General features: G+C 71.9%; 33 protein-coding genes. 20 read left to right on the top strand and 13 right to left on the bottom strand.

All coding sequences use genetic code 11. The annotated features are described in order from the left end of the window. Nucleotides 1-46: 46 nt before the first annotated feature. Nucleotides 47-1105, bottom strand: a complete 1059-nt coding sequence (locus tag CXH06_RS04625; RefSeq protein WP_114853979.1) for a LacI family DNA-binding transcriptional regulator — start codon at nucleotides 1103-1105, stop codon at nucleotides 47-49. Nucleotides 1106-1394: 289 nt separating this feature from the next. On the opposite strand from CXH06_RS04625, the gene CXH06_RS04620 reads away from it, so the two are divergent. From CXH06_RS04620 to CXH06_RS04600, 5 genes are read left to right on the top strand one after another with little or no spacing between them, the layout of a single operon-like run. After that, nucleotides 1395-3410: an ABC transporter substrate-binding protein gene (locus CXH06_RS04620; RefSeq protein ID WP_114853978.1), complete on the top strand. Its 2016-nt coding sequence runs from the start codon at nucleotides 1395-1397 to the stop codon at nucleotides 3408-3410. A 31-nt stretch (nucleotides 3411-3441) separates the two neighbouring features. Continuing rightward, nucleotides 3442-4443: an ABC transporter permease gene (locus CXH06_RS04615; protein ID WP_114853977.1), complete on the top strand. Its 1002-nt coding sequence runs from the start codon at nucleotides 3442-3444 to the stop codon at nucleotides 4441-4443. Then, nucleotides 4440-5594, top strand: a complete 1155-nt coding sequence (locus CXH06_RS04610; protein WP_114853976.1) for an ABC transporter permease — start codon at nucleotides 4440-4442, stop codon at nucleotides 5592-5594. The genes CXH06_RS04615 and CXH06_RS04610 overlap by 4 nt, the downstream gene beginning before the upstream one ends. 8 nt (nucleotides 5595-5602) lie before the next feature. Continuing rightward, nucleotides 5603-6715: an ABC transporter ATP-binding protein gene (locus CXH06_RS04605; RefSeq protein WP_114853975.1), complete on the top strand. Its 1113-nt coding sequence runs from the start codon at nucleotides 5603-5605 to the stop codon at nucleotides 6713-6715. Beyond that, nucleotides 6712-7749 (top strand): ABC transporter ATP-binding protein, encoded by a 1038-nt coding sequence (locus CXH06_RS04600; protein ID WP_114853974.1) that lies wholly within the window; start codon nucleotides 6712-6714, stop codon nucleotides 7747-7749. Before CXH06_RS04605 ends, CXH06_RS04600 begins: the two co-directional genes overlap by 4 nt. 53 nt (nucleotides 7750-7802) lie before the next feature. On the opposite strand, the gene CXH06_RS04595 is transcribed toward CXH06_RS04600, so the two are convergent. Then, the gene (locus tag CXH06_RS04595) at nucleotides 7803-8813 is read right to left on the bottom strand and encodes a Gfo/Idh/MocA family protein (protein WP_114853973.1); all 1011 of its coding nucleotides are present in this window, start codon (nucleotides 8811-8813) and stop codon (nucleotides 7803-7805) included. A gap of 25 nt (nucleotides 8814-8838) precedes the next feature. Then, nucleotides 8839-9795 (bottom strand): Gfo/Idh/MocA family protein, encoded by a 957-nt coding sequence (locus CXH06_RS04590; protein WP_114853972.1) that lies wholly within the window; start codon nucleotides 9793-9795, stop codon nucleotides 8839-8841. Nucleotides 9796-10076: 281 nt separating this feature from the next. Here CXH06_RS04590 and CXH06_RS04585 point away from each other — a divergent pair, with 281 nt between their 5' ends. Both CXH06_RS04585 and CXH06_RS04580 read left to right on the top strand, forming a co-directional pair. After that, nucleotides 10077-10628, top strand: a complete 552-nt coding sequence (locus CXH06_RS04585) for an HAD family hydrolase (protein ID WP_114853971.1) — start codon at nucleotides 10077-10079, stop codon at nucleotides 10626-10628. After that, entirely contained in the window at nucleotides 10625-11326 is a 702-nt protein-coding gene (locus tag CXH06_RS04580; protein ID WP_114853970.1) for an NPP1 family protein, read from the top strand. The genes CXH06_RS04585 and CXH06_RS04580 overlap by 4 nt, the downstream gene beginning before the upstream one ends. A gap of 73 nt (nucleotides 11327-11399) precedes the next feature. On the opposite strand, the gene CXH06_RS04575 is transcribed toward CXH06_RS04580, so the two are convergent. The 3 genes from CXH06_RS04575 to CXH06_RS04565 are packed head-to-tail and all read right to left on the bottom strand — an operon-like array spanning nucleotide 11400 to nucleotide 12681. Further along, on the bottom strand, nucleotides 11400-11723 hold the full coding sequence (locus tag CXH06_RS04575; RefSeq protein WP_114853969.1) for a multidrug efflux SMR transporter: 324 nt from the start codon (nucleotides 11721-11723) through the stop codon (nucleotides 11400-11402). Then, complete coding sequence (locus CXH06_RS04570; RefSeq protein ID WP_114853968.1) at nucleotides 11720-12091, bottom strand: multidrug efflux SMR transporter; 372 nt, start codon at nucleotides 12089-12091, stop codon at nucleotides 11720-11722. Before CXH06_RS04570 ends, CXH06_RS04575 begins: the two co-directional genes overlap by 4 nt. Then, entirely contained in the window at nucleotides 12088-12681 is a 594-nt protein-coding gene (locus tag CXH06_RS04565; RefSeq protein WP_232820196.1) for a TetR/AcrR family transcriptional regulator, read from the bottom strand. Before CXH06_RS04565 ends, CXH06_RS04570 begins: the two co-directional genes overlap by 4 nt. Nucleotides 12682-12928: 247 nt before the next feature. Between CXH06_RS04565 and CXH06_RS04560 the strand changes: the two genes are divergently transcribed. Both CXH06_RS04560 and CXH06_RS04555 read left to right on the top strand, forming a co-directional pair. After that, the gene (locus CXH06_RS04560; protein ID WP_114853967.1) at nucleotides 12929-13300 is read left to right on the top strand and encodes a YciI family protein; all 372 of its coding nucleotides are present in this window, start codon (nucleotides 12929-12931) and stop codon (nucleotides 13298-13300) included. Beyond that, entirely contained in the window at nucleotides 13297-14568 is a 1272-nt protein-coding gene (locus tag CXH06_RS04555; RefSeq protein WP_114853966.1) for an RNA polymerase sigma factor, read from the top strand. Before CXH06_RS04560 ends, CXH06_RS04555 begins: the two co-directional genes overlap by 4 nt. Nucleotides 14569-14587: 19 nt before the next feature. On the opposite strand, the gene CXH06_RS04550 is transcribed toward CXH06_RS04555, so the two are convergent. The 6 genes from CXH06_RS04550 to CXH06_RS04525 form a co-directional block, all read right to left on the bottom strand. Further along, nucleotides 14588-14899 (bottom strand): hypothetical protein, encoded by a 312-nt coding sequence (locus tag CXH06_RS04550; RefSeq protein WP_157975604.1) that lies wholly within the window; start codon nucleotides 14897-14899, stop codon nucleotides 14588-14590. A 51-nt stretch (nucleotides 14900-14950) separates the two neighbouring features. After that, nucleotides 14951-15163 carry a hypothetical protein gene (locus CXH06_RS04545; protein WP_114853964.1) on the bottom strand — a complete coding sequence of 71 codons (213 nt, stop codon included), beginning with the start codon at nucleotides 15161-15163 and terminating at the stop codon, nucleotides 14951-14953. An 8-nt stretch (nucleotides 15164-15171) separates the two neighbouring features. Next, nucleotides 15172-15882 (bottom strand): nickel pincer cofactor biosynthesis protein LarB, encoded by a 711-nt coding sequence (gene larB, locus CXH06_RS04540; RefSeq protein WP_114853963.1) that lies wholly within the window; start codon nucleotides 15880-15882, stop codon nucleotides 15172-15174. Beyond that, complete coding sequence (gene larE, locus CXH06_RS04535; protein ID WP_369832970.1) at nucleotides 15875-16804, bottom strand: ATP-dependent sacrificial sulfur transferase LarE; 930 nt, start codon at nucleotides 16802-16804, stop codon at nucleotides 15875-15877. The genes larB and larE overlap by 8 nt, the downstream gene beginning before the upstream one ends. Next, nucleotides 16801-18135, bottom strand: a complete 1335-nt coding sequence (locus CXH06_RS04530) for a lactate racemase domain-containing protein (protein ID WP_114853962.1) — start codon at nucleotides 18133-18135, stop codon at nucleotides 16801-16803. The genes larE and CXH06_RS04530 overlap by 4 nt, the downstream gene beginning before the upstream one ends. Before the next feature lie 70 nt (nucleotides 18136-18205). Continuing rightward, a complete protein-coding gene (locus CXH06_RS04525; protein WP_157975603.1) occupies nucleotides 18206-18697 on the bottom strand; it encodes a GNAT family N-acetyltransferase in 492 nt (163 codons plus the stop codon). Between the two features lie 150 nt (nucleotides 18698-18847). Between CXH06_RS04525 and CXH06_RS04520 the strand changes: the two genes are divergently transcribed. The 10 genes from CXH06_RS04520 (at nucleotide 18848) to CXH06_RS04480 (ending at nucleotide 24670) form a co-directional block, all read left to right on the top strand. Further along, nucleotides 18848-19366 carry an Asp23/Gls24 family envelope stress response protein gene (locus tag CXH06_RS04520; protein WP_114853960.1) on the top strand — a complete coding sequence of 173 codons (519 nt, stop codon included), beginning with the start codon at nucleotides 18848-18850 and terminating at the stop codon, nucleotides 19364-19366. 62 nt (nucleotides 19367-19428) lie between these two features. Further along, nucleotides 19429-19605 carry a hypothetical protein gene (locus CXH06_RS18410; RefSeq protein ID WP_198684006.1) on the top strand — a complete coding sequence of 59 codons (177 nt, stop codon included), beginning with the start codon at nucleotides 19429-19431 and terminating at the stop codon, nucleotides 19603-19605. Nucleotides 19606-19607: 2 nt separating this feature from the next. Next, nucleotides 19608-19994 carry an Asp23/Gls24 family envelope stress response protein gene (locus CXH06_RS04515; protein ID WP_114853959.1) on the top strand — a complete coding sequence of 129 codons (387 nt, stop codon included), beginning with the start codon at nucleotides 19608-19610 and terminating at the stop codon, nucleotides 19992-19994. Beyond that, a complete protein-coding gene (locus tag CXH06_RS04510; RefSeq protein WP_114853958.1) occupies nucleotides 19991-20539 on the top strand; it encodes a DUF6286 domain-containing protein in 549 nt (182 codons plus the stop codon). The genes CXH06_RS04515 and CXH06_RS04510 overlap by 4 nt, the downstream gene beginning before the upstream one ends. Before the next feature lie 27 nt (nucleotides 20540-20566). Then, nucleotides 20567-21205, top strand: a complete 639-nt coding sequence (locus tag CXH06_RS04505; protein WP_114853957.1) for a hypothetical protein — start codon at nucleotides 20567-20569, stop codon at nucleotides 21203-21205. Next, nucleotides 21205-21795 (top strand): RNA polymerase sigma factor, encoded by a 591-nt coding sequence (locus tag CXH06_RS04500; protein WP_114853956.1) that lies wholly within the window; start codon nucleotides 21205-21207, stop codon nucleotides 21793-21795. The genes CXH06_RS04505 and CXH06_RS04500 overlap by 1 nt, the downstream gene beginning before the upstream one ends. A gap of 5 nt (nucleotides 21796-21800) precedes the next feature. Then, entirely contained in the window at nucleotides 21801-22292 is a 492-nt protein-coding gene (locus CXH06_RS04495; protein ID WP_232820204.1) for a hypothetical protein, read from the top strand. Next, the gene (locus CXH06_RS04490; RefSeq protein ID WP_114853954.1) at nucleotides 22282-22644 is read left to right on the top strand and encodes a hypothetical protein; all 363 of its coding nucleotides are present in this window, start codon (nucleotides 22282-22284) and stop codon (nucleotides 22642-22644) included. The genes CXH06_RS04495 and CXH06_RS04490 overlap by 11 nt, the downstream gene beginning before the upstream one ends. A gap of 51 nt (nucleotides 22645-22695) precedes the next feature. After that, on the top strand, nucleotides 22696-23886 hold the full coding sequence (locus CXH06_RS04485) for a macrolide family glycosyltransferase (protein ID WP_114853953.1): 1191 nt from the start codon (nucleotides 22696-22698) through the stop codon (nucleotides 23884-23886). Between the two features lie 37 nt (nucleotides 23887-23923). Continuing rightward, nucleotides 23924-24670 carry a phosphotransferase family protein gene (locus CXH06_RS04480; RefSeq protein ID WP_114853952.1) on the top strand — a complete coding sequence of 249 codons (747 nt, stop codon included), beginning with the start codon at nucleotides 23924-23926 and terminating at the stop codon, nucleotides 24668-24670. 3 nt (nucleotides 24671-24673) lie between these two features. On the opposite strand, the gene CXH06_RS04475 is transcribed toward CXH06_RS04480, so the two are convergent. After that, complete coding sequence (locus tag CXH06_RS04475) at nucleotides 24674-25195, bottom strand: ATP-binding protein (RefSeq protein WP_114853951.1); 522 nt, start codon at nucleotides 25193-25195, stop codon at nucleotides 24674-24676. 87 nt (nucleotides 25196-25282) lie between these two features. On the opposite strand from CXH06_RS04475, the gene CXH06_RS04470 reads away from it, so the two are divergent. Then, complete coding sequence (locus CXH06_RS04470) at nucleotides 25283-25642, top strand: MazG nucleotide pyrophosphohydrolase domain-containing protein (RefSeq protein ID WP_198684005.1); 360 nt, start codon at nucleotides 25283-25285, stop codon at nucleotides 25640-25642. The last annotated feature ends 30 nt before the right edge of the window (nucleotides 25643-25672 follow it).

Below are 25672 nucleotides of genomic sequence, written 5' to 3'. Positions count from 1 at the left end.
CAACCCATGGCAACCGATCAGGTCCCGGACACCCCGCGCGGGGCCGTCAGCGCACCCGCAGGCGCCGATAGCGGGCGCTGAGGGAGGACGGGGCGACCACGGAGCTGGCGGTGCGGGGACCGACGGAGGAATCGCGCACGTCCAAGCCGGGCTCCAGGACCAGGTCCCGGTCCTCGCTCCTGCCGGCGGCCCGTTCCCGCAGCAGCCGGATCGCCGCGATGCCCATCTCATGGCGGGGCTGGCGCACCGAGGTCAGCCGGGGACGGATCATCTCGCATTGCCGGGTGCTGTCGTAGCCGACCACGCTGATGTCCTCGGGGACGCGCAGCCCAGCATCCACAGCGGCGCCGAGGAAGTCGATGGCCACCCCGTCGGTCTCGGCGAACACGGCGGTCGGGGAATTCTCCTCCTGGAGGATGGAGAACAGCAGATAGCGGATCGCCGGCCGCAGCGTCTCCGTGCTGCCGCCCTCGAGCTGGAGATATCGCTCCAGCCCGGCCTCCCGCATTCCCAGGGTGTACCCCTCGGCACGGAGGCCGCCCTTGGCGAGGTGGGCGATCCGCACGTGGCCGCACTCGACGAGATGCCGCACGGCCAGGCGCGCGCCGAGCACGTCGTCGTTGCTGACGATGTCCACCCCGGAGACGGTCTCGCCCGCTTTGCCCACGAGCACCACGGGTGTGCGCTGAGCGGCCTTCTGCAGCATCTCGCCCGGGATCGCCGTCCCGAAGGTGACGATCCCCTGCAGTCTCTCGACGCGCAGCTCGTCGAACTCCGCGCGCAGGTGCTCGAGATCGCCGCGGCCGTCGAAGAACATCAGTCGCAGTCCCGCATCGGCCGCGGCAGCCTCCATCCCGGAGACGACGTCGTGGGAGAACACGCTGACGATGTCCCGCAGCAGCACCGCCACCGTCCCCGGCGCCGAGCGCCCCGTGGCGCGGCGCACCGCGCGGTAGCCGATCTCGTCAGCCGCGGCGAGGATCCGCCGGCGCGTCGCCTCCGAGACGCCCGGGCGGCCGCGCAGGGCCAGGGAGACCGCGGCGTTCGAGACGCCGGCCCGGGCGGCGACGTCCTGCAGTGTGAGCTTGCCGGTCTGCTGGGCCATGACCTCGGAGGGTACTGCCGCCCGCACCGCCCCTCGATGCCTCCGGCCCCGCTGACCAGCGACCTTCCTCCACCGTTCACCCGGATGTCACCGGAGGGGAGCCCTCGATCACTGAATTCAGCGATCGTCCGCGCTCAATAAAGCGCATCTCACAACTCCTCCTGACTCCCGTTCATCCCCGCCGCGAACCCTGTTCATCGGCCGGACGAATTCTCTCCGTACTGTCGACTTCCGACGCCGCCCCGGAGATCGACGGGGAACACAGCATGCCCACCCGGAGGAGTTTCAGATGGCCATTTCGAGCCCTACTCATGGCACTGCCGACATCCGTCGCCGCACCGCGCTCGGAGCGCTCGGCGGCATGGGACTGATCGCCCTCGCCGGCTGCGCGGACGGCTCCGAGGGGGCGGGCTCCGAGGAGGTCGCCGCTCTCAACGAGGTCGAGGAGATCACCTCGGCCGACTCCCTCGTCGAGTCGCCGATGCTCGCCGAGCGGGTCGAGGCCGGCGAGCTGCCGCCCGTGGCCGAGCGCATGCCCGCCCTCGAGGACATCATGATCGAGCCCGTCCATGAGCAGATCGGCACCCATGGCGGAACCTGGAACTTCCCCACCCGCTCCGCCCAGGAGGGCCCCTGGGACATCGGCAAGCCCACCGAGGAGGCCCTGTTCCGCTTCACCGTCGAGGGCGACGGCGTCGAGCCGAACGTCGCCAAGGGCTTCGAGGTCGACGACGACCTCACCGAGTACACGATCCACCTGCGCAAGGGCATGAAGTGGTCCGACGGCCACGACTTCACCTCGGCCGACGTGATGATGTGGTGGGAGCACATCATGCGCCCGGAGATCTTCGGTCGCAGCGTCTACGACGCCTTCTGGTCCACCGACCCCAGCACCGGCGAGCGCGCGATGGCGGAGTTCTCCGCGGTCGACGACCACACCGTCCAGGTCGCCTTCCAGCACCCGCGCCCGATGTTCCTCGAGCGTGTCGCGATCGACGCCAAGTGGATGTTCGCCCCGGCGCACTGGATGGAGGAGATCCTCGACGAGTTCATCGGCGAGGAGGCCGCGCTGGAGATCGCGAAGGAGCGCGGCTTCGAGGACCTCGCGGGCTGGTACGAGTCCGCCTGCTACTACTACTGGTTCTGGTCCGACCGGCCCATGCTGCGTGCCTGGATCCCCACGGAGGACGCCGGGGCGGAGCAGGTGACCTGGGAGCGCAACCCCTACTACTTCAAGACCGATCCCGCGGGCCATCAGCTGCCCTACATCGATCAGCTGTCGCTGGAGACCTACCAGGACCCGAGCCACGTGGAGCTGCAGGTCCTCGAGGGCCACTTCGACATCGGCCAGTTCGAGTTCGGCTCCTTCACGCTGCTGCAGGAGAACGCCGAGCAGGGCGGCTACCAGGTACGGCAGTGGGAGCCGGCCGGCTGGTACTCCAACGGCGTCCAGTTCAACATGGAGCCCCCGGACGAGACCCTGCGCGAGCTCTTCCACGACGCGAGGTTCCGCGAGGCCCTCTCGGTGGCGGTGGACCGCGAGGCCCTCTCCGAACAGCTCACGCTCGGCCTGGGGGCCCCGCAGCAGTCGTCCATCGCCGAGGGCCGCCCCTTCCACCAGGAGGACTGGGCCCAGAGGTGGGCGAGCTACGACGTCGACCGCGCCGACGAGCTGCTGGACGAGCTGGGGCTGACCCGCGACGGGGACTGGCGCCTGCGCCCCGACGGCGAGGCCCTCCGCCTGGTCATCACCCAGCAGTCCGACGCCCCGCAGGCCGGCCAGTTCGAGGAGCTGCTCAAGCACCACTTCGAGGCCGTCGGCATCCAGACCGATGTCGAGCTCGTCGACCGCGGCCGCTTCGGGGATCTCAACGACTCGGGCCAGCTGCAGCTGACCACCTCGGGCGTGATCGGCGGCATCCATCCGATCTTCCGCCCCGACACGGTGGTGCCCCTGCGGGCGGGCACGCCGTGGCACACGCAGTACGGCACCTGGTACGCCGCCGAGGGCGCCCAGGGCGTCGAGCCCACGGGGGACATCATGGAGCTCATCACGCTCTACCGCGAGATGTCCGCCCAGACGGACTCCGCCGCGATCGACGACTACGCCGAGCAGATCATCCAGCTGCACGAGAAGAACCTGTGGGCGCTCGGCTACACCGGGCCCGTCCCGACCCTGTTCTCGGTCAGCAACAACATGGCCAACGTGCCGGCGGAGACCACCTTCGCCGACGAGTTCCGCGACCTCGGCCACGGCCGGCCCGCGCAGTTCACCTTCATCGACCCGGAGGTCGAGACGGCGTGAGTCACCGTGCGTGCGCGAAGGAGGTGCCGCGGTGCTGAAGTACGTCCTCCGGCGGTGCCTGACGATGATCCCGGTGGTGCTGATCATCTCGGTGATCGTCTTCTGGGTGATCCAGCTGCCGCCCGGGGACTTCGTCAGCCACCGCGTCCTGCAGCTGCAGCAGGAGGGCGAGCAGCTCTCCGCCGTCGAACAGGAGGCGCTGCGGGAGAGGTACGGCCTGGACGACCCCTGGTACGTGCAGTACCTGGCGTGGATCTGGGGCATCCTCTCCCGCGGAGACCTCGGGTACAGCTTCGCCTACTCCCAGCCCGTGCTCGCGGTGATGGAGCGGTACATGGCCACCACGCTGATCGTGGCCCTCGCCGCCATGGCCTTCACCTACCTGGTGGCGATCCCGATCGGGGTGTACTCCGCGGTGAAGCAGTACTCGCTGGGCGACTACGTGTTCACCACCGTCGGCTTCCTGGGGATGGCGACACCCAACTTCCTGCTGGCGATCATCCTCATGTACCTCTCGTACACCTGGTTCGGGAACCCCATGCTGGGGCTGCAGTCCCCGGAGTTCTCCGGGGCCGGATGGAGCGCGGCCCGGGTCGTGGACCTGCTGGGTCACCTGGTGATCCCGGTGGTGGTGATCGGCACGGCCTCGACCTGCGAGCTGATCCGCGTCATGCGCGGGCAGATGCTCGACGAGATGACCAAGCAGCATGTGATGACTGCCCGCGCCAAGGGGGTCAAGGAGTCCACCAACCTCCGCAAGTACTCGATGCGCGCGGCGCTGAACCCGATCGTCTCCACCATCGGCTGGTCCCTGACGGCGATCTTCACCGGGTCCACGATCACCGCGATCGTGCTGAACCTGCCCACGCAGGGGCCCGTGATGCTCTCCGCGCTGATGGCCCAGGACATGTACCTCGCGGGGGCCTGGCTCGGCTTCATGGCGATCCTGACGGTGATCGGCACGCTGATCTCCGACATCCTCCTGGCCTGGCTGGACCCCCGCATCCGTGACGAGAGGAGAGCTCGGGCATGAGCGCCGTCTCCCCCACCCTGGGGTTGATCCGCGGACGCAGGACGTCCGCCCTCGAGGCCGCCGCCGAGCGCCGCGAGAACTACTACTCGGCCGGACAGTGGCGGCTGATGTGGGCCAAGCTCTCCTCGCACCGCCTGGCGCAGATCTCCATGGTGCTGCTGGCGCTGCTGTACATCAGCGCGGCCTTCGCCGGATTCCTGGCTCCGTACTCTCTGGCCGGCTACGACTCCGACTACGTCGACGCCCCGCCGACGATGATCCACCTGTTCCACGAGGGCCGGTTCGTGGGCCCCTTCGTCTACGGGCTGAGCTTCGAGCGGGACCCGGAGACGCTGCGCCCGATCTTCGTGGCCGACCAGGACCAGATCCATCGGCTGGAGTTCTTCACCCAGGGCTCGGAGTGGTCCTTCTTCGGGCTGTTCCACTCCTCGACGCACCTGTTCGGCGCTGAGGGCGGCGGCCGGGTGTTCCTGTTCGGCACCGACAGCCTGGGCCGCGACCTGTTCTCGCGCGTCCTGCTGGGGTCCCAGGTCTCGTTGACGATCCCGCTGGTCGGGGTGGCGATCAGCTTCGTCCTCGGCATCCTCATCGGGTCGATCGCCGGCTACTTCGGCGGCACCGTCGACTTCCTGATCCAGCGCGTCATCGAGATCCTGCGCTCGTTCCCGACGCTGCCGCTGTGGATGGCGCTGGCCGCCGCGATCCCGTCCCGGGTCCCTGTCGTGACGATGTTCCTGTACATCACGGTGATCATGGCGTTCATCGAGTGGACCACGCTCGCCCGTGTGGTGCGCTCGAAGTTCGTGGCGCTCAAGCAGGAGGACTACGTGATGGCGGCCCGGGTGGCCGGGGTGAGGCCGCTGCGGATCATCGGCACGCACCTGATCCCGGGGTTCCTGTCCTATCTGGTGGTGGCCGTGACCCTGGCGGTGCCGGGGATGATCATCGGCGAGACCGCGCTGAGCTTCCTGGGGCTGGGCATGCAGGCCCCGGCGACCTCCTGGGGCGTGCTGCTGCAGGAAGCGCAGGACGTCACCAACGTGGCGATCTATCCGTGGAAGCTCATCCCGCTGGGCTTCGTGATCCTCACGGTGCTCGCCTTCAACTTCCTGGGCGACGGTCTCCGTGACGCCGCCGATCCGCACAAGTGAGGGACGCGATGACGACCATCGATGAGGACACCACGCCGGCGACCGTGCTGAGCGTCGAGGACCTGACGGTCCATCTGCCCACCGAGCACGGGCTGCTGCGCGCCGTGGACGGGGTCTCCTTCCAGGTGCGGGCCGGGCGCACGCTGGGGATCGTCGGCGAGTCCGGCTCCGGCAAGTCGATGTCCGCCAAGACGCTGCTCCGACTGAACCCCGGCCGGTTCCGCGAGTCCGGACGCGTGCGGCTGCACGGCACCGACGGGTCGGGCGACCTGGACGTGATGGAGCTCGATCGCGACGGGCCGATGATCCGCGCGGTGCGCGGCCGACGGATCGCGATGATCTTCCAGGAGCCGATGACGGCCTTCAGCCCTCTGCACACGATCGGCGAGCAGATCATGGAAGCGATCCTCCTGCACCGCACCTCCGATCGCGCCGAGGCCCGGGAGATCTGCCTGGAGTGGATGCTGCGGGTCGGGATCGGCGACGCCGCGCGGCGCATCGACCAGTACCCCCACCAGTTCTCCGGCGGCATGCGCCAGCGCGCCATGATCGCGATGGCGCTGTCGTGCGAGCCGGAAGTGCTGATCGCGGACGAGCCCACCACCGCCCTGGACGTGACCATCCAGGCGCAGGTCCTCGAGCTGATGCAGGACCTGCAGGCCGAGACCGGGATGGCGATCGTGCTCATCACCCACGACCTCGCCGTGGTGGCCGGGACCTGCGACGAGGTGGCGGTGATGTACCTGGGGCGGATCGTCGAGCAGGCCCCCGTCCGGGAGCTGTTCGCCGATCCCCAGCATCCCTACACCCGCGGGCTGCTGCGCTCCATCCCCCGCCTGGGGATGAGGCGCGACGAGCGCCTGCATGCGATCGAGGGCACCGTGCCGCAGGCGATCGACCTGCCGCCGATGTGCTCCTTCCGCGGCCGCTGCACGGACCGCATCGAGGGGGTCTGCGAGACCGCCGAGCCGCGACTGCTGGAGCTGACCGAGGCCCATCACGTGCGCTGCTTCCTGCATGATCCCGAGGCTCCCGCCCCGGAGCCGACGGCGACGGGCGCCGCCCGTCCCCAGCCGTCCCGCCATGATGCCCCCGCCGTCCCCGAGGAGTCCCCCGCATGAGCGCCCTGCTGCGGATCGAGCACGTCACCAAGGAGTTCAGCATCTCGCGCACGGAGTCCTTCCCCGCGGTCGACGACGTCTCGCTGACCCTGGAGCGGGGCGAGACGCTGTCCGTCGTCGGCGAGTCCGGCTGCGGGAAGTCCACGCTGGGCCGCGTGATCGTGCGGGGCATCGACGCCACCTCCGGAGCCGTGATGTACAACCCCGAGGGCGACGGGGGGCACTCCGCCGGGAGCGGTCGCGAGATCGACTTCCTCGCTCTGAAGGGTCGTGCGCTGCGCTCCTACCGCCCGGACATCCAGATGATCTTCCAGGACCCCATGTCGTCCCTGGACCCGCGCATGACGGTCTTCGACATCATCGCGGAGCCGCTGCGCGCGACCCGTCGGCCCCGCCGGCAGGAGCTGCAGCGGCGGGTGCGCGAGATCGCCGAGAAGGTCGGCCTGGATCCCTCGCACCTGCGTCGCTACCCGCACAGCTTCTCCGGCGGCCAGCGCCAGCGCATCGGGATCGCCCGGGCCCTGATCACCGGCCCGAAGGTGATCGTGGCCGACGAGGCCGTCTCCGCGCTGGACGTGTCCATCCGAGCCCAGATCATCAATCTGCTCAAGGACCTGCAGGACGAGCTGGGGCTGTCCTACCTGTTCATCGCTCACGACCTGTCGATCGTCGAGTACCTCTCCGATCGGGTGGCGGTGATGTACCTGGGCCGGATCGTCGAGCTGGCGGAGACCGCGAGCCTCTTCTCGCGGCCCCGCCACCCGTACACCGAGGCGCTGCTGTCCGCCGTCCCCCAGCCGGATCCGGACGCCTCGCGCGAGCGCATCGTGCCCACAGGGGAGGTGCCGAGCCCCACCGATCGGCCCGAGGGCTGCCTGTTCTCCTCGCGGTGCCACTACGCGACCGAGCTGTGCCGCATCACCACCCCGCCGCTGCAGGAGGCGGCCGACGGGCACCTCTCGGCCTGCCACTATGCCGAGGAGCTCCCGCTGCGCGGGATCGCCGGGCAGCCGGCGGCCACGTCGGCCCCCTGACCGCGTGCCCCGCGCCCCCGCGCGCGGCACGCGGCCGGGTGGGGACGACCGGCTCAGAGGGCGAGAACCTCCTCGGCGCTGCCGGACTCGGCACTGGCGTAGGCGGCGAGGATGATCGCGAGGGTGTCGATCCCCTCCTGCACACCGTGCAGCGGGCGGCGACCGTCCCGCACCCGGTCCACGAAGTCGGCGATCTCGGCCTCGAAGGGGTCGCGCATCCGGAGCGCGTAGACCTGCTCGGCCTCCTGCTCCCGCAGCGCGACGCGCAGCGTCGTGCCGTCCGAGCTCAGCGAGCCCTTCTCCCCCATGACGGCGAAGCGTTCCGCGCCCGGCACCCGCGGGTACGCCCAGGAGGTGGCGATCTGCCCCACGGCGCCGCCCTCGAATCGCACCAGCACCTGAGCGGAGTCCTCGCCCTCCATGAACCGCAGACGGTGGGTGGACATCATCGAGAACACCGAGCGGGGGCGCGCTCCGGCCAGGTGCATCAGCAGGTAGGTGGGGTGGTAGCCGGTGTCCATGTACTCGCCGCCGCCCGAGGTGGCCGCCGTCGCACGCCAGCCCATGGTGGAGGGATCGAAGTCGTTGAAGAACGCATCGGTGGTGCGCACCTCGTACACCTCGCCCAGGGCGCCGGAGTCGACGAGCTCCTTGGCCCGCGCCACCGCCGGGAGGTAGAGCTTGTTGTGGGCGCACATGAACGTCACGCCGGCGGCCTGGACGGCGGCGCGCACGGCGACGGCCTCCTCCGCCGTGAGGCACAGCGGCTTCTCGCACAGGATGTGCCGGCCGGCCTCCGCAGCGGCCACGATGGCGGCACGGTGCAGGTGATGGGGCAGGCAGATGTCGACGGCGTCGACCTCCGCCTCGGCGAGCAGGGCATGGAAGTCGGCATAGCCGGCGGCGCCGGTCTGCTCGACACGACGGGCGAGGGTGCTGGGGTCGGCATCGGCCACCGCGATGACCTGGACGCGTGCACTGTTGGCGGCATAGCCGCGCAGGTGGGAATCGGCGATGTTGCCGCCGCCGATGAGGCCGACGCGGAGAGGGGCGGTGGGGGTCATGTCGGGTCTCCTTCGCGAGGTGGGGTCAGCGTGCCGCGGCGTTCGCGGCGACGACCAGGGCGGTGAGGGCACGGGCGCGGGCGAGGTTCTCGCTGGTGCGCTCATGGCGACGGATCGCCTCGGCCCACTGCTGCAGGGGTGCCGGGTCGTCCTCGGGCACCTCGATCCGGGACCATCCCTCGGCGGTGCGCAGGTGCATCCGATCGGCGTCGGGGCCGACGTGGACGGAGCCCTCGGTGCCGTGGACCTCGAGGGTGAGGGGCCCTGAGGGGGTGACGAAGCCGGTCTCGATGACACCGATCGCCCCGTCGGCCGTGGTCACCGTGACGACGGCGCTGTCCTCGACGGCGCGTGCGGTGACATGGGCGTAGCTGGCGGTGACGCGCTCGAACTCCTCCCCCAGGATCAGCTGGGTGATGCAGGCCGGGTGGGCCCCGAGGTCGGTGAACGCGCCGCCGAGGGCCTCGGCGGGGTCGTAGAACCGTTCCGGCAGCTGATCCGTGAGCGCACCACCGTGGGCCAGCCGGACCCGCGAGGACACCACGCGTCCCAGCGTGCCGGCCTCCAGCAGCTCGCGCACGGCCTTGACGCACCCCAGGGACAGGCGGGGCAGGGAGACGGTGAGCACTCGGTCGTGCTGATCGGCGAGCCGGATGAGCTCCTCGCAGCCCGCGACCGTGGGCGAGAGCAGCTTCTCGGTGAACACGTGCCGGCCCGCGGTCAGCGCCGCGGCGATGATCGCATCGTGGTCGCGGGTCGCGGTGGTCACCACCACGCCGTCCAGATCCGAGCGACCCAGCAGGTGCTCGCGATCCGCGATGAACTCCGTGTCCAGCTGCCCGGCCAGCGCCCGGCCGCGGCCGGCTTCCTCGTCCCAGATCCCGAGCAGCTCCACGCCCGGGTGCGCGGCCAGAGCCCGTCCGTGATCCCGGGCGTGGACGTGCCATGCCCCGAGAACGGCGATCCTCAATGGTCCTGACATACGAACGAACTCCTCGACGAGAATGAAGCGACCACTTTCCTGGGCGGCCGCTCGGATACTAGAGCAGCAGTCCGGCTGTTCTCGACCGTGAGCACATCTCTTCAGTCCTGTTCATCGATCGTTCATCACGCCGAGTTCACGGCGAGCGATGGCGCTAAATTCCGGGAGCGGATTCATCCGCAGGCCCCGCACGTGTTCAAGAACAAGCCACCGCGCCGCCCTACCGTGATCGACCGGGCCGAGAGCCCGCTCCGACCTCCCCCCTCCAGAACAGGATCCCCGTGAGACCACGACGCCTCATCGCACTGCTCGACTGCGGAGACACCCTCATCGACGAGGGCACCGAGATCCGCGATGACGACGGAGTGGTGATCTCCGGGGACATGATCCCGGGTGCACGACAGATGCTCCTCGATCTCGACGCCGCCGGGTTCCGGCTCGGACTCGTCGCCGACGGGCTGCTGAGCTCCTTCGAGAACCTGCTGACGCAGCACGGGGTCTTCGATCTCTTCGAAACGGTGACCTGCTCGGAGGCCGTGCGCCACTCCAAACCCAGCCCCCGGATGTTCAAGGCCGCCCTGGGGTCGCTGGACCTGGAGGCCGCCGAGACGTCACGCTGCGTCATGGTGGGCAACAATCTCGCCCGCGATATCAAGGGCGCCAACGCCCTGGGGATCACGAGCATCCACCTGGCCTGGACACCGCGCTATCCGCGCGTACCGGCCGATGCCCTCGAGGCACCGGACCGCACCATCGCCACCCCGTCCGAGCTGCTGCCGCTGCTGGAGCGACTCGACGCCCGCCTGCAGGAGACCGAGGAGCGCACCGCATGAGCATCCCGACCCTCCCCCACGATCAGATCGTCGGCTTCGAGGAGGTGGAGCCCGTCGAGGAGCGGCAGATCCTGGCGGCGCGGTTCCAGCCGTACCTGGCGCCGCTGACCGGCTGCGTCCCGTACCCCGGGGTCGACGCCGCGGGCCGCATCAGCGCCGGCCTGCCGGCGGATTCGGTGGCCGAGGGCGGGCGCGACTCCCGTGGCCAGGCCTATTCGCGCTCGGTCGCCCTGCCGGGGCACCGCGCGATCGTGTACGCCTGGTACTTCCCCAAGGACTGCCCCTCCCCCGGCCGCGGGCACCGTCACGACTGGGAAGGGGCCGTGGTCTGGCTGCGCGAGGGGCAGACGAGCGGTCCGGAGGACGCCGTGATGATCTCCTTCAGCTATTCCCAGCACGGGCGGCTGTTCACCGTCGAACCCACGGCAGAGGTCACCCACGAGGGCCGGCCGATGCTCGGCTACAGCCGGTACGGCGAGACGGTCACCCACTCGATGTGGCTGCACGATGCCCCGGGCACGCTGCACCCGCTGATCGACTGGGAGGATCTGCCGGAGGCGGCGCGCACGGCGCTGAACGAGGGCGACTACGGCGCCGGCACGCCCCTGATGCGCGACGGGGCGTTTCGGCGGAACGTCTACCACTCCTGGCCGGGAGGGCCCGCCGAGATCATGGACCTGCTCGCGGCGACCCGCTGAGCAGGGCGGTTCCGGCCGTGGCGCCTCCCTCGAGGGTCGTCGTGATCGGACCCGGCGTGCGGCCGGACCGCCCTCAGTGCACCCCGCCGAGCTCGATGAGCAGCACGCCCGCCACGATCATCCCCATCCCGGCGGCCATCACCGGGGTGAGCGCCTCCCGGAAGAGCACACGCGAGACCAGTGCGGTCAGCACGATGCCCGCCGCGGCCCAGACGCCGTAGGCGACACCGAGGGGCATGCCGGCCGCGAGGGCGAAGGACAGGAAGGCGAAGGCGACCGCGTAGCCCAGCAGGACGAGCCCGTACCAGGCCCGTCGCCCACCCGCGGCGAGCCGCAGGGACAGGGTCCCACTGACCTCGCTGAGCACCGCTGCTCCCAGCAGCAGCCAGGCGGTCATGACGCTCCCGCCCCGGCCGTGGCCGCCGCACGCTGCGCCGCGGCGCGAGCCCGCTGGGCACCGAGCTCGACCACCACCACGCCGGCGGCGATGAGCACGATCCCGAGTCCCGCGAGCGCGGTCAGCGCCTCCCCGAACAGCAGCGCGGAGAGGATGGCGGTGAGCATGACGCCGCTCGCGCCCCAGATCCCGTAGGCGACGCCGAGCGCCATGCCGCGGCGCAGCACCAGAGCGAGGAGGGTGAAGGAGAGGGCGTAGCCGAGCAGGACCACGGCGTAGAGGGCGGGCCGGTCCAACGCCCCGCGCAGCGCGAGGGTCGCGCTGACCTCGCTGAGGATGGCGACGACGAGCAGCAGCCAGGCGGTCATGACTCCTCCCCCAGCATCTCCTCGGCCAGTTCCGTCAGGGCGGCGTTCTCCTGATCGGAGGTCTCGAGCAGGCCGCTCGCGCGATCGAACCAGAGCCCGTCGGCCATCAGGCGCACGGCGAGCAGGCGGCGGCGCTGCGCGGTGGGCGTCCCCGCGGGAACGTCCAGCCAGCGCTCGCTCTGCTCCTGCCAGCGGCGGGTCATGCTGTCGCGCAGCGAGGGGTCGGCGAAGATCGCCAGCTCGGCAGGGGAGAGATCCGCCGTCGCGGACCAGTCGAGATAGGCCAGGAAGCGCTCGCGGGCGGGGACGGCGGTGAGGTCCCGGGCCGCCCCACCCTCCCGCGCCGCGATCCGCGCGAGGATCTGGCGCTCACAGCGCGCGGCGACGTGCTCGACCACCGCGGCCAGCAGCTCCTCCTTGGTGGCGAAGTGGTACATCAGCCCGGGCTTGGTGACGCCCGCCGCGCGGGCGGCGGAATCGAGGGTGAGGGTGCCTCCGGCGCCGAGGTGCGCCTCGGCGGCGCCGAGCATCGCCTCGCGGGCCGAGGGGCGGTGCGCGGGGCGCGCGGGGACGGGCGAGCCGGCGGGCATGGGACCTCCTGGGCGACGAGCGGGAGCTCTCGTTACTTTACCGTCCGGATGGTCAAGTAACACAAGCGTGGCGACGCATGATGTCGCCCACGGATCCGCGTCCGGCGGGGGCGAGCGGTGAGCGGGCGGCACCGCCCGGAGCGGACCGCGGAGAATCCGTCGGCCGCGGGCTGTCGATCTGGAGCGGCCCGTGCGACAGCATGATGAGGACGGCGAGAGGCGCCGCCCCGTCAGGAGGATGATCCCCATGGCCCGCTACACCGTGTTCCTGTACCACCCCCTCGATGCCGCCACCACCGATCCCGAGACCCTCGCGGCGCAGGTCGCCGAGCATGACGCCCACGGCAAGGAGCTGCTCGAGGAGGGGGTGATGATCTTCGGCAGCCCGCTCGAGGATCACGACGCCACCACCTCGATCCGCGCTGACAGTCTCGTCGACGGCCCGTTCGTGGAGGTCAACGAGGTGATCGTCGGCTTCTACGTGATCGAGGTGCCGGATCTCGACGCGGCCCTCGCCGTCGCCCGTCGCAACCCGATCCTGCACCAGGGCGGCGGCGTCGAGGTCCGGCCGATGCCCGGCGACGAGGCCCCCGGGACCCAGGGGCGCGTCACCGCGTGAGACCGTCCACCGTCCCGGAGGTCGCCGACGCCGTCGCCGCCGCGCACCGCGCCCACTGGGGCTCCGTGCTCGCCGCGACCGTCGGGCTCACGCGCGACCTCGACCTCGCGGAGGATGCCGTCCAGGACGCCTTCGTCCAGGCCCTCACCGCCTGGCGGTCCGGCGGCATCCCCGCGAGTCCCGGCGGCTGGCTCGCCACGGCCGCGCGGCGCCGCGCTCTGGACGCCCTGCGCCGCGGCGAGACGCTGCACCGGAAACTCCCGCTGCTGGTGTGGGACGAGGGGGCACCGGAGCCCGCGCCCGGCGAGGAGGGGCAGCACGCGCCGCCGCGGATCGCCGACGAGGAGCGTGCCGTGGTGCTCGACGAGCAGCTGCGGCTGATCTTCCTCGCCGCGCACCCGGCGCTCGCCCCCGAGGCCCGCATCGCCCTGACGCTGCGACTGGTGGGCGGGCTGAGCACGGCGCAGATCGCGGCGGCGTTCCTGGTCAGCGAATCGACCATGGCCGCTCGCCTGACCCGCGCGAAGAAGCGCATCGTGCTCAGCCGCATCCCCTGCCGCGTCCCGGCCGAGGATGAGATCGACGCCCGGCTGATCGATGTCCTGGACGTGGTCTCCGTGCTGCTGGCCACGGGCGAACGGGATGCCGACGGCGACGTTCTGCGCGCCGCCTCGCGGATCCTCGAGCTGCTCGCCGCGCTGCGGCCCGCGCACACCGAGACCCAGGGCCTGCTCGCGCAGGCGATGCTGCTGCGTTCCCGCACCGCCACCCGCCGCGATCGGCACGGCCGCCCCGTCGCCCTCGCCCAGCAGGACCGCGCCGCCTGGGACCGCGAGCTCGTCGAGCGGGCCGACGCCCTCGTGCTGGACGCGCTGGCTCGTGGCGCACGCGGCCCCTACCTGCTGCAGGGCGCGATCGCGGCGGCCGTCGCGGCGCCCGCACGGCACGAGGACGTCGACTGGGAGGAGGTGGTCGCGCTCTACGACGCGCTGCTGGCGCACTGGCCGACGGCCATCGTGCGGCTGGGCCGGATCGTCGCCCTCGGCGAGGCGCACGGCCCGGGTGAGGCCCTCGCGCAGCTCGACGGGCTCGGGGAGGAGCTCGCCGAGCACCGACCCTTCCACGTGATCCGCGGCGAGATGCTCTCGCGGCTCGGCGAGCACGAGGCGGCGACGAAGGCGCTGCGCACCGCGCTGGACCGCCGCGGCGACGAGGGCGAGACGGACCTGCTGCGCGGGATGCTCCGCGGAGGCCGCCCCCTGCGGTGACGGCGTGCCGCCGTGCCGATCACACGGACGCGGCTCCTTCGCTCCGCACGCTCTCCAGCAGTGCATTGAGGTCCCGGAGGTAGGCCTGAACCGCCTCGGGGTCCGTCGCCTCGACCTGCCCGGCGATGCGGGACCGGCTCTGCGCGAGGCGCTCCTCGGCGCGCGGGTCGTCAAGGGCGACGACCTCGCCGATCACGTCGTAAGCCGGCCGTGTCCCCTGCGTCCCGTCCCAGGTCCCCACCGGCAGCCCGAGCCGCGCGAGGGGCGGATCGTGGGTGGCGTCGACCAGGACCCAGTCGTCGCCGAGGAGCGCCTGGGGCGCAGTGTGCACGTCCGTCGTGAATCGCAGGTGCGCCTGCGCCTCCACCAGGCGCGGGAGCTCTTACTCCCAGGACACCAGCCGCACGGTCATCCCGATGCCGCGCAGCTCCTCCGCCAGCAGCTCCGCCTTCGCCACGCAGTTGCCGCGGCCTCGCTCCCGCAGGCCCGGCGCGTCGTACGCGGCATCGGTCGCATACGGCAGGGCGCGCACGCGAGTGAAGATCTCGACGGCACGGTCGCGGTCGAACACGGCGGGAACCTCCCTCGAGTCCATCGGGGTGCTCAGCGGGGCGGCGCCCAGCGGGCGATCTGCGCGGCGAGGTGGCCGGCGCCGTAGCCGTTGTCGATGTTGACCACGCCGATGCCCGGGGCGCAGGCGGAGAGCATGGTCAGCGCTGCGGTGACGCCGCCGCTCGCGACGCCGTAGCCGACGGAGGTGGGCAGCGCCACCACCGGTGCGCTGATCTGCCCGGCGACCACCGTGGGCAGGGCGCCGTCCATGCCGGCGGCGACCACCACGCAGGCGGCCTCGCGCAGCTCGGGCAGGCGCCGCTGCAGGCGGTGGAGCCCGGCGATGCCGATATCGGCGAGCAGGGCGGTGGGGCGACCCAGGTAGCGGGCGGTGAGCTCGGCCTCCCGGGCCACGGGCAGGTCGCTGGTGCCGGCGCAGGCGACGATCACCAGCCCGCCCGTGGCCGGCGGCGGTTCGGCGGGCCAGGCCAGGAGCCGGGCGTCGGGATCGTGGTGCGCCTCCGGCAGGGCGGCGAGGACGGCCTGGGCCCGCTGCTCGTCGGCGCGGGTGAACAGCACCGGTCCCAGGTCCTCGCGGCCGGCGGCGTGCAGGCGCGCGTACTCCTCGGCGATCGCGGCCACCTGCGGGACGGTCTTCGCGTCGCACAGCACCGCCTCGGGGGCGCCGCGGCGGTGGCCGCGGTCCAGGTCGAGGTCGAGGAAGCCGTCGATCCGCCCGTCGGCCGCAGGACCCTCAGCCATGCCCGCCCACTCCGGAGGAGACCACCTGCAGGGAGAACAGCCCCGAGCGGATGCCGTCGAGGTCGAGGGTGACGTGCGCGAAGCCCGCCTCCTTGCCGGCCGTGAGCAGGGCGGTGCGGACCTCCGGCTCCAGGGCGCGGGGCAGCTCCTCGGTGGGTAGCTCGATGCGGCCGACGTTCCCGTGGTGGCGCACCCGGCAGTCGCTGAAGCCCTGCTCGAAGACGGCGTCCTCGAGGTCGTCGATCTGGCGCAGCTTCTCCGGGGTGACCTCCTGCCCGAAGGGCACCCGGGAGGCGAGGCAGGGGGCGGCGGGCTTGTCCGCGACCGGCAGGGAGAGCGCGCGGGCGATCTCGCGGACCTGCGCCTTCGTGATGCCGGCGGTGGAGAGGGGGCGCAGCACCCGGTGCCGGGTCGCGGCGCCGGCGCCGGGGCGGTCGTGCCGGGTGGCGTCGTCGGCGTTCTCGCCGTAGGCGACGGCGTCGAGAAAGTGCTCGCCGACGATCTCGTCGTCGATGCGCGTGAACAGCTCGTCCTTGCAGTGGAAGCAGCGGGCCGCGTCGTTCTTCTGGTAGTCGGGGTTCTCGCCCTCGAGGGTGCGGACCTCGATCACCTCCGCGCCGATCACGGCGGCGACCCGGTGGGCGAGGCGCCGCTCGCGGCGGGCGAGCGACGGGGAGACGCCCAGCAGGGCCACCACGTTCCCGGCGCCGAGGGCGCGCACGGCGAGGGCGAGCAGGGTCGCGGAGTCCACGCCCCCGGAGTAGGCGACGCCGAGCCGGCCCACGCCCTGCAGCTGCTCGGCGACGTCCTCGGCGAGAGCGAGGGGCTCCCCCGCCAGGCGCTCCGGGGTCATCGCCGCGGACGCGGGGACCTCCGCGGCGGGGTGGAAGAGGTTCGGGGCGGTGCGGGAGGGTGCGCTCACAGGGCCTGACGCTCCTCGGCGAGTCGGAAGAGCACCTCACCCGCGTGGTCGATGACCAGGGTGTCCGGGTCCTGACGCAGCGCCTCGAGGTCGAGGCTCGCGGGATCGACGTAGGGCACGTTGTACTCCGCGCACACCTCGGGCGGGATCGAGGTGGCGAAGGAGCGGCGCACGCGCTGACGCTCCTCGCCGGTCTCGGGGTCGTAGGTGCCCAGGCCCGTGACGTGCGTGGAATGCGCGAGCTCGCCCCAGGGGTGGTCCTGGAAGCGGTCCCACTGCTTCGTGAAGTACTCGATGTTGTGGTACCCGATGTCGCGCAGACCGGGGTGCATCGCGGCGACCTCGGTGATGTGCGGGGCGTAGAGGATGACCTCGCCGCCGTCGGCGCAGACCGGCTCGGACTTGTAGAAGCCCTTCGCGCCGGTCCAGATGTCCTCGTACATCTCCGGCACGAGCGCCACGATCCTCTGGTAGGGCTTGTCGACGTACGTGATGTGGGTGAGTGCGGAGATCTTCGCCATCGCCGCCCACGCCGCCTGGGGATCACCGAAGGCGATGGCGCCGAGGTCCTGCCCGCCGGCGGCGACGTCCATGGTGAAGCAGAGCTTCTGAGCGTCGATGAGCTCGGTCGCGGCGTCGATGAGCTGTCGCACCGGGGTGATGCCGAGGGTGCCGATGATGCGGCTGGCGGTGATGAGCGCGCCCACCCAGTGGGAGATGTCGATGACGTCGTGCACGGAGCAGCCGGGGAAGAAGTACTTGTTGCCGCCGGAGAAGCCGACCACCTCGTGCGGGAACACGGGGCCGACGACGAGGTTCACGTCGCTCTCGACGCACAGGCGGTTGATCTGCACGCGCATCGGCACGTCGCGCAGCAGGCCCCCGGTCAGCTCGGTGATCCGCTCGGCGGGGATCTCGCCGAGGTCCGCGATCTGTTCCGGATCGTCCCAGGCGTGGTTGACGATCTCCCAGCCGGGGTAGGTGGCCTGCGCGCCGTGCTCGGTGGAGCCCAGCAGCGCATCGATCGCCTCCCCGCTCATCGCCGCGTGGGTGCCCAGCGCGATGAGCACGGTCACGGAGGCGGCGCGGCCGGCGAGCGCCGCGTGGATCGCGGGCAGCACCCGCGGCAGCGGGACGGAGCGGGTGCCGTCGGGGATGATGAGGCAGACGCTCTTGCCGTCGAGGTCCGCCCCGGCGAGCTGCTCGGTGACGAAGCCGGTGATCTGCTCCTGGTCGAGGGTGCCCTCCGGACCGCCCAGGAGCGCGGCGCGTTCGGCGAGACCCTCGGGGATCGGGTCGATGGTCGGCGTCGTCGCTGTCTGCTCGCTCATCGCTCCATCATGCGACGTCAGGCGGTCGAATGCCACGGGTGCGCGCGGGTTGCCACGCACCGGCGCCGGCTCACCCCGCGCCCGTGCCGGCCTCGATCGTGAACCGCTGCTCGACGCTCCCGTCGGCGTGGACGTGCTCCTCGTAGGGGACGGGGATCGTTCGTCGCCAGAAGGCCGTGGCCTCGGTGTTCGTGGCGAGCTGGCTGACGGACCAGGCGCCGGGGAAGGCGGCGAACAGCTCCTGCGCGGCCCGGGACCCCACGCCGGCGCCGCGGTACTTCCCGAGCACGAAGAACTCGGCCATCTGCGTCACCTCCCCGCTCCGGATCAGGGCGAAACCGGCCGGACGGCCCTCCACACGGAGGAGGACGGCGTGACGCCCCGCCTCCTGGCGGTACGCCTCCAGCCAGGCGTAGTGGAAGGCCCCGCGCTCGTCGACGTCGTCCCCCGTGTGCGGGGAGAGGTCGTGCAGATACAGCTGGAGAAGGCGCGCCAGCAGGTCGTGATCGGCGTCGGAGGCCGGCGCGAGCGTCGGCACGAGTCCGGGTGTTGGGGTGTCCATCGGCCCACCGTAGAGGCGCCGACACCTCCATGCAGCTGTGATGCAGCTCACTCCGTGAGAGAGTGAGGATTCCGCCCGACGCGGCGTCCTCACTGTGTCCATCGCACGTCGACGCCAGCACGACGCTGGCGCAGCGATCAAGGAGTTGCCATGTCGAACGCTTCGATTCCCCAGACCGGTTCCCAGCAGGAGCGCGAGGCCGCCAAGCAGGAGGGTCGCCGCGAGAAGCGGCAGGACGAGCAGAACGAGCGGGTGCTGCGCGGCCCGCTGCAGACCACGGAGGGCATCACCACCCTCGAGGACACCGTGGTCGCGAAGATCGCCGGCATGGCCGCCCGTGAGGTGCCGGGCGTCCATGACATGGGCAGCGCCGCCCGGCGCGCGTTCTCCGCGGTGACCGAGCGGATCCCGAACTCCCAGACCAATGTCGCCGGCGGCATCAGCGTCGAGAAGGGCGAGACCCAGACCGCGATCGACGTGACCGTCGTCGTCGAGTACGGCGCCTCCATCGTCGAGGTCGGCAACGCCATCCGCCGCAACGTCATCGACCAGGTCGAGGGGACCACCGGCCTGGAGGTCCTCGAGGTGAACGTCAACGTCGTCGACGTCCACCTCCCCCAGGACGACGAGGCCCCCGCCGCCGCCTCGCGCGACACGGACCTGCAGTGATCCGGCGGGTCGGGGGGCGAGCCTCGGCGCTCGCCCCCGGCCCCCTCGACCGAGGAGTACTCATGAAGACATCCCATATCGCGCTGCTGGTCGGCCTCGTCCTGGGCGCCGTGCTGGCGTTCGGCAGCTTCGGCCAGTTCTTCCTGGTCCTCGTCTTCGGCGTCCTCGGGCTGGCCATCGGGCTGACGCTCGAGGGCCGCATCGAGATCCGAGGCGTGACCGACCGCTGGAGGAGCTGAGCATGTCCGTCACTGATGACCGGACCTCCCCGGGCACGACCTTCCGGGGCGCCACCTCCGTCCCGTCGCAGGTCGTCGCCCGCATCGCGGAGCAGGCGGCGTTCGAGGTCCCCGGCATCGGCTCCGATGCCGGTGGCGTCCTCGGCGTCGGCGCCCGACGGGACTTCGAGGCCCGACCGTCCGTGGAGGCCGACGTCTTCGGCGCCACGGCGGTGCTGCGCCTGGACGTGGGACTCGTCTTCCCGGTGGCGCTCGCTCCCGCCCTGGCGGGACTCCGCGAGCACGTCACCGCCCGCGTCGAGGAGCTGACGGGCCTCACGGTGGGCCGGCTCGAGGTCACCGTGTCCTGGCTGCACGCCACCACCACGGGACGGAGGGTGCTGCGATGAGCACCGCTCCCGCCCGCCTGGCGCGCCGCCCGGCGCGAAGCGTCCCTGCCGCGGTCCTGGCCCTCCTGGCCATCGCCGCCGGAGGGACCGGCCTGTGGCTGTTCGGCTCCTTCCTGCTCGACGGGGCATGGCCCGCCGCGGCCGCGGAGGCGGTCTCGGCCGTCGGCGCCACCCGGCTCGACAGCACGCCCATCCTGATCGGCGCCGGGCTCCTCGGGCTGCTCGGCCTGCTGCTCGCGCTCAGCGGGATCGCCCCCGGCGATCCCGGCCGCCGCGCGATCCTGGCCGACGACGTCCCCGGCCAGACCGCCGTGTCCCGCCGTGACCTGGCGCACCGCGTGCAGCGTCGCATCGAGCACGTCGACGGCGTCCGCGACGCCCGGGTCTCCGTGCGGCGTCGACGTGTCGACGTCCTGGTCCGCACCCCGCTCGAGGACACCGCCACGGTCGCTCGCCGCACCCGCGCGGAGGCCGAGGCGGCCCTCGCCTCGCTGCGCCCGTCCACGCCCCTGCGGCCCCGTGTGCGCACCGCGCACCTCCGCTGACCCGCTTCCGATCCGAGAGGAACTGCCATGCGCACCGTGTCCGGACGCCGCAACCGCACCGTCCTGGTCCTCAGCGGGCTGCTGATGATGCTCGCCGCCGCCTGGGTCGCCTCCGCCGCGACCCCCGTGCTGGACCTCTGGCCGGCCGGGGACCCGGTCCTCCCGCACGGGGACTCCCGGCCCGCGGACATCGCAGCCGCCCACAGCAGCTGGCTCCTGCCCACCGCCGTGGCGGCATCGCTGCTGGTCACCGTCGGCGGGATCCTCCTGCTGATCGCCCAGATCCCCACGGCACCGCCGCGCGAGAGCGTCCGGGTCACCGACCGGGACGATCACCTGCTTGGATCGATCGCCCCGGGGGTGCTCGAGCGGGCTCTGTCCGATGCCCTCGGAGCCATCCCTGGCGTCACCGACGCCTCCCTCCGGCTGGGCGGCGGCGCCGCGGAGCCGTGGATCCAGTCCACGGTGTCCGTGTCCGAGGAGTCCGAGACGGGCTGGGTCGCCGAGACCGTGCGCCGCCGCCTGATCGACGACGTCACCACGGTGCTGGGCACCGCCCCCGTCCGCGTGGACCTCCTGGTCCGTCTGAGTTCCGCTCGCGCCCCGCGGACGGCACGGGTGGGAGAGCACAGCACCGCCGCTCCGGCCGAGACGGCGCTGGTCTGATGCCCGGCCTCCCCGACGACGAGGACCGCGCCCTCGTCCTGCGCGCGCAGGACGGGGACGTCGGCGCCTTCGAGGCGCTCGTGGACCGCCACCAGGGACGCCTGTTCCGCATCGCCTACCTCGTGCTGCACGACCGCATGGACGCCGAGGACGTCGTCCAGGAATCCCTGGTGCTGGCCTGGAAGCGTGTGCACCTGCTGGCGGACCCGTCGGCCTTCCGCAGCTGGGTCTCCCAGATCACCCATCGCGCCGCGATCGGGGTCCTGCGCCGCGCCGCCCGCCGCGGCACCAGCGCCGCCGAGCACGAGGACCTCGACCGTGCCGTTCCGGGGAACAGCGTCGGCGGCGTCACCGGCCGCAATGCCGGCCATCCCGAGCAGTCCACCCTCGCGAACGCCCAGATGGAGGCGCTCGCGACGATCCTGCAGTCCATCGACGAGGACCAGCGCGCCTGCTGGGTGCTGCGGGAGATCGACGGCATGAGCTACCAGGAGATCGCCCGGGTCGTCGACGCCACCGAATCCACCGTCCGCGGCCGCATCGCCCGCGCGCGGGGCCACATCCTCGACCGCATGAAGGAATGGAGGTGAACACGATGCACGACTCCGACGACGCCGCCACACAGCGCTATCTCGAGCTGATCCGCTCCGTCCACGACGAATGGACGTCCCTCGAAGAGCAGGGCGACCACTCCGTGCAGCTCTCGGCGACCGCCCTGTCCACCATCAAGGAGTCCGTCCGAGCGGACGTGCGCCACGGCGCACAGGTGCAAATGCCTCCCACCGCGGCCGGCCCCTACACGCTCTCCGAGCTGGCGCTGCGCACCCTCGTGCGCCGCGCCGTGGACTCCGTCCCCGGGGTGATCGCCCTGCGCACCACCGTCGAGCACGAACCCGGCGAGAACGGCCTGCGCACCCGCGGCACGCCCGCACGGATCAGGTGCCGGATCTCCGCCCCGGCCACCTCGTCCGACCTGCTGCAGCTCGCCGACGACGTCCGGGCCGCGGTGACCTCCGCCTGCCGCGACCAGGTGGGGCTGGACTCCACCGTGGTGGACATCCACATCGAGGACATCCATGAGCACTGAGACCACCGCCGCCGACCTCCTGGCCGTCGTCCACGCCGTTCCCGGCGTGCAGGGCGTCGAACCCGGGATCACCACCACGCTCCGGGCCCTCGACGCCCGGCTGCGCCGCGACAGCACCTCCCGCGACCGCTACGGGCTCCACGTCGACGCCGCGGCGCGGACCGTCGTCATCGAGGTGGCGCTGGCGCCCGTGGCCCCCGTCCGCGACATCGTCGAAGCCCTCCAGACCGCCGTGCAGGACGCGCTGGACGACTCCGACGCGACCCCGGGCCCGGAACGGCCCTGGGAGGTCACGGTGCGCGTGCAGTCGATCTCCGCCCGTCCTGCCGACGGCGGAGACCGCCGCAGCTGAAGCGGCGTCGGGCGGCATGCGGCTCGCGGCCACTCGCCTACCATCGCTGCCATGGCCACCATCCACGCGTACGGTCCGCTGGGCGCCGGGCACATCAACCCGACCCTCGGCATCGTGACGGAACTGGTCCGCCGCGGGCACGAGGTGACCTACTGGGCTCCGCAGATGTTCGCGGACCGCATCGTCGAGACCGGCGCCCGGTTCGAACCGGTCGTCTCCACCTGGGAGCGGATCGACGGCGGCCCGCCGCAGATGCACGGTCGTGAGCTGATCCGAGCCATGGGCCTGCTGCTGGACGAGACGGAGGCCATGGTGGCCCAGCTCCTGGGGACCCCACCGCCGGACCTCGTGCTGCACGACGGCACGCTCGCCTGGTGGGGGAGGATCCTGGCTCATCACTGGGCGGTGCCGGCGGTCGAGACGTGGCCCAACTTCGTCGGCAACGAGCACTGGTCGATGAACGAGTACACGAAGATCAATCCGCTGAGTCCGCGGTTCCTGTGGCAGATGCTGCGCATCGGTCGCTATCTCCGTGGACAGGGCATCCGCGACATCGGCGGGTTCATGCGGGGCGAGCTGGCCGCGGCCCGGCTGGTCACCATCCCGCGCGCCTTCCAGTACGCCGGCGACTCCTTCACGGGCTGGCATTTCGTGGGACCGGCCCTCACCGAGCGAACGTTCCAGGCGGACTGGACACCTCCCGAGGACGACCTGCCGGTGCTGCTGGTCTCGCTGGGGACCGCCTACACCTCGCGGCCCGACTTCTATCGGATGGTGGCGTCCTCGGCCGCGGACCGCCCGTGGCACGTGGTGCTCGCCGTCGGCGACGAGGTCGACCCGGAGAGCATCGGACCGGTCCCGGGCAACGTGGAGGTCCATTCCCGGGTGCCGCAGCTCGCGGTTCTCCGGCATGCCCGCGCGTTCGTCACGCACGCCGGGATGGGCAGCACGATGGAGAGCATCGACCACCTGGTGCCGATGGTCGCCGTCCCACAGATGGCCGAGCAGCGAGCGAACGCGGATCGGATCGAGGAGCTCGGGCTCGGCCGTTCCCTCCGCCCCGAGGGCCTCGACGCCGAGTCCCTGTGGACTGCCGTGGACGCCGTGGCGGCGGCCCCCGAGGTGTATCGCCGGCTCGCACGGATGCGCGAGGAGTGCGCCGCCGCCGGTGGCGCATCCCGGGCTGCCGACGTGATCGACCAGGTGCTGGGAGGTCACCGGGCCCGCGCCGGCGCCGAATGAAGGCGTCGTCTCCGCACCTCTCTGCCAGCATGAGCCCATGGACGAGATCGAGATCGTGGTCGCCCACCGCGAGCGCACCACGATGCGCGTGGGCGAGACGTTCCTGAAGGTGGACGGCGAGGCGGGCCGCGTCGAGCGCGAGGCGCAGGTGATCGGCCTGGCTCCCGTGCCCACCCCGGCCGTGCTCTGGCAGAAGCCGCACGTCCTGGCTCTCACCGCCGTGCCCGGCACGCCGCTCGGGACGCTCGGCGGGACCGCCTCGACCTCGCCCGCGGCGTGGGCCGCGACCGGAGCGGCGATCCGCCGACTCCACGACGCACCGCCGCCGCCGTGGACGGGCCCCGCGCTCGACGAGGTGCGGGAGGAGCTCGACCGCGAGTGCGCCTGGCTGCTGGAGAATCAGGCGCTGCCCGCGGAGATCGTCCACCGCAATCGCGAGATCGCCGAGGCCGCGCTGCGACCCTGGGCGCCGCGCTTCGTCCACGGCGACCTGCAGATCGCGCACGTCTTCGTCGAGGACGACGCCGTCACCGGCATCATCGACTGGTCCGAGGGCGCCGCGGGCGATGCCCAGTCCGACCTCGCCACCCTCACGCTCGGGCACGAGGAGCGCCTGGAGGATCTGCTGGCCGGCTACGGGGAGGGCGCGGATCGCGAGATCATCCGCGGCTGGTGGTCGCTGCGCAGCCTCACGGTCGCGCGCTGGCTGCTCGAGCACGGCTTCGACCCCGATGCGCCGGGCTGCGAGTTCGACGTCCTGCGGGCACGGATGCGGGAGGACTGAGGCTCAGCGATGCACCGTCAGGGCGTCGACGGAGGACCGCTCCTGGAGTGTGGGCGGCTCGATGAGGCCGAGGATCCGCTCCAACTCCGCCCGCGGGATCGGCACCGCCCCGGTGTCCCCGGCGGCATTGCGCGCCACCAGCCGCCGGTGCAGCTCCTGGGCGGGGACCTCGAAGACGTGCCAGTGGATGCGGGCACCGCGCTCGCGCGCGTCGGCGAAGACGCGGCGACGCTCGACCTCCATCCAGAGCCCGTCCTCGAGGATCACGTCGACGCCGCGCTCGAGCAGGGTCAGCGCGTGGCGATACAGGAGGGCCTGCAGGCGCTCGTGGAGGATCTCGTCGGCGAGATCGAGGCCCAGCGCGTCCTGCCAGTCGTCGGTGCAGAGCCGGACGCCGACTCCCTCGGCCTCGAGCCGGCGGGCCAGCGTGGTCTTCCCTGACCCCGGGGCGCCGTGGAACAGCGTGAGCAGCGGCCCGGCCGGCGCGGTGGCGGAGTCGTGGTCGACGATGACAGCCTGGTCCATGGCCCCAGCATCTACGACGCCGGCCCGCTACGCTCGCCGGGACGCCATCGGCGAGCGCCGATCGCCTCCGGACGAAGGAGTCCCACCATGTCGATCCCGGACATGACCGCACGAGCCAGGCAGGTCAGGTCGCTCTTCGCGGACGTCGACGTGTCCCGCTCACGGCGGCCATGGTCGACCGAGGAGGTGATGCTGGGTTTCGTCGGGGACGTCGGTGACCTGGCGAAGCTCGTGCTGGGTAAGGCCGAGGTCCGGCCCCGCGCCGATCTCGAGGACGCCCTCGCGCACGAGCTCGCCGACTGCCTGTGGTCACTCCTCGTGCTCGCCGACGAGTACGAGATCGACCTGAATGCGGCGTACCACCAGCTCATGGACGACCTGGACGAGGACCTGCGGCGACATCTCCCGGACGCGTCCGTCACCGGGGCGAGCGGGGACCCGCAGTGAGCCGGAAGCTGCCCCCTGCGGAGTTCCTGG

Origin of the sequence: Brachybacterium sp. YJGR34 (assembly GCF_003347015.1) — a bacterium.
Classification (GTDB): Bacteria; Actinomycetota; Actinomycetes; order Actinomycetales; family Dermabacteraceae; genus Brachybacterium.
This window is presented reverse-complemented; position numbering and strand designations above follow the sequence as displayed.